Raw genomic sequence first — 2,166 nt, 5'->3', positions numbered from 1 at the left:
ACCGCGGCGCACCCCGGTGGTGCGCAGCCCCGCGGCCGCGTCCGCGCCCACGTCCGGGACCGACCACCACACCACCCGGCCGACGGCCAGCACGGTCAGCCCGCCGAACACCGGCCACAACTCCACCGGCGGGACCCCGTCGACAGCCGCGTACGTGGCCAGGAACGGCAGCGCGATCACCCCGGAGGAGAACGCGACCGGCCCCGCCTGGCCCCGCGCCTTGAGCCGCACCGGGTCGACGTTGTAGAGCACCTGCGTCACCACCGCCGCGGCCACCGCCCCGGCCACCAGCCACCGGCCGGTCCACACCGACACGGCGGAGGCGAGCACCAGTCCCACGGTGAACTCCGCAGCGGCCAGCCGCAGGCCCGCCGTCCTGCCCAGTCGTCGTGCCGCCCCGGCGAGCCCGCCGCGTTCGGCGTGCCGCCGGTCGCTGTCCAGGTCGACCGCGGTGTTCAGGACCAGCCCGCCGAGCAGCACCGCGAGCGTGGCCACGACCGCCGCCACCACGGCGGGGGTGAGCAGTCCCCCCGGACCGGCCACGGCGAAGCAGGCGCCCCACACCGCCTGGCAGGCGGTGTTGACCCCGAACGGGAACTCCAGCCGGTGCACGGTGATCAGGTCCCGCACCGACGGCCGCGCCGGGGTGCCGGTGACCGGCGCGTGCCGGGTCATTCCCGCCGTCCCGTGACCTTCATCCGCAGGCGGGCCGACGGCGCCATCGCGTGCCCGCGCAGCCGCAGCACCCCCGCACGGGGGTTGACGCAGTGCCAGTCCCGGCGGCGCAGCAGCGCGGCGGCGATCATCCGGATCTCCAGCTGTCCCAGCTGTGCACCCAGGCACCGGCGGGTCCCGCCGCCGAAGGGGAGGTAGTGCCGGGGTGCGGGGCGCCGTCCCAGGAACCGGGACGGGTCGAACCGCAGCGGGTCCGGGAAGGCGTCCGGCTGCCGGTGCGCGAGGTAGATGCTCGTGGTGAGCGTGGTGCCCGCGGGCAGGGTGCGGCCCAGCAGATCGGTGTCGTGCGGCAGCGTGCGGTTCTCCGCCACCGTCACGGGCGGGGCCAGCCGCAGGGCCTCCTGGATCACCGCGTCGAGCAGGGGAGTCCGCGCGGATGCGGGGACGTCGTCCGGCACGTCCGCGAGTTCGTCGGTGACGTCGCGGCGCAGCGCGGCGTCGTGGTCGAGCCGGTACAGCGTCCACGCCGCGGCCGAGGCGGTGGTCTCGTGACCCGCGAACAGCAACGACACGATCTGGTCGCGCAGCTCGCCGTCGCCGAGGTCGGCCAGCGGGCCGTCCGCATCCAGCATCAGCGAGGCGAGGGTGGCCGGGCACCCCGTGTCCCGGCCCGTTCCCCGGGAATCCGGATCGGCTCCGTCCCGGGCGCACCGGACGAGGGCCGCGTCCAGGTCCGGACCGGACCGGGGCAGGCCGCCGCGCAGGAACCGGTGCGCCAGGGTGCGGCTCCGGGAACCGAGGGCCCGGTCGATCCACACGGAGAAGGAGTCCAGGACCGCGTCGTCCACGCGGCCCAGCACGAGACGCCCCACGATCCGCAGGGTCAGTCGCCGGGTCCAGTCGGCGAGCGAGACCACCGTCCCCGGGCGCAGCGCGTCCACCGCCTCGTGCACGGCCCCGGCGATGAGCCCGTGGTAGCCGGTCAGCCGTCTGCCGCGCAGCGGTGGACCGAGCACCTCCCGGTACGCCTCGTGCCGCGGACCGTCGGCCCACAGCAGCGAGTCGTCGCCGAACAGCGGCCGCAGGCTCCGGCTGCCGGGGTGGCTGAGCTCCCGGTCGTGCCGGAAGAGCCAGTCGATCGCCTCCGGATGCCACACGAGCAGCTTCGGCGGGTCGGCGGACAGCTCGACGGCCCGGTCGCCGAGCTCGCGGCGGGCGTCGAGGAACGGCAGCGTCCGCAGCGCCATGTGCAGTTCGGTGCGGTTCACGTGGCCCCCGTGCCCACCCGGGTGGTGTCGGCGAGCAGGCGTGCGGTCCGCCGGTCGGTGTGCGCGAGGTACAGCGCGGCGACGATCTCGGTGTCCACGATGCGGGTGGGGGTGTAGACGTCCTTGTCGTGCCACAGCGCGGGGTGCCCCGTGCGGTGGGCGGCCCCGCCGGCCGAGCCGGCCCCGCCTGCCCCGTCGGGGCCGTCGGCGGAGTCGAGCAGGT

At 76.0% G+C, this 2,166-nt stretch carries 2 protein-coding genes and 1 pseudogene; all 3 read right to left on the bottom strand.

Going from position 1 to position 2,166, the window contains the following annotated elements:
• Positions 1 to 675: UbiA family prenyltransferase (locus SACPADRAFT_RS0206670; protein ID WP_007027364.1), on the bottom strand; the 675-nt coding region annotated here is incomplete at its 3' end.
• A complete protein-coding gene (locus tag SACPADRAFT_RS0206665) occupies positions 672 to 1,943 on the bottom strand; it encodes a cytochrome P450 (protein ID WP_007027365.1) in 1,272 nt (423 codons plus the stop codon). The genes SACPADRAFT_RS0206665 and SACPADRAFT_RS0206670, both read right to left, overlap by 4 nt.
• Positions 1,940 to 2,166: pseudogene (locus SACPADRAFT_RS32350) on the bottom strand (hypothetical protein); the annotation flags it as partial. The pseudogene SACPADRAFT_RS32350 and the gene SACPADRAFT_RS0206665, both read right to left, overlap by 4 nt.

Source organism: Saccharomonospora iraqiensis subsp. paurometabolica YIM 90007, from assembly GCF_000231035.2.
Classification (GTDB): Bacteria; Actinomycetota; Actinomycetes; order Mycobacteriales; family Pseudonocardiaceae; genus Saccharomonospora; species Saccharomonospora paurometabolica.
This window is presented reverse-complemented; position numbering and strand designations above follow the sequence as displayed.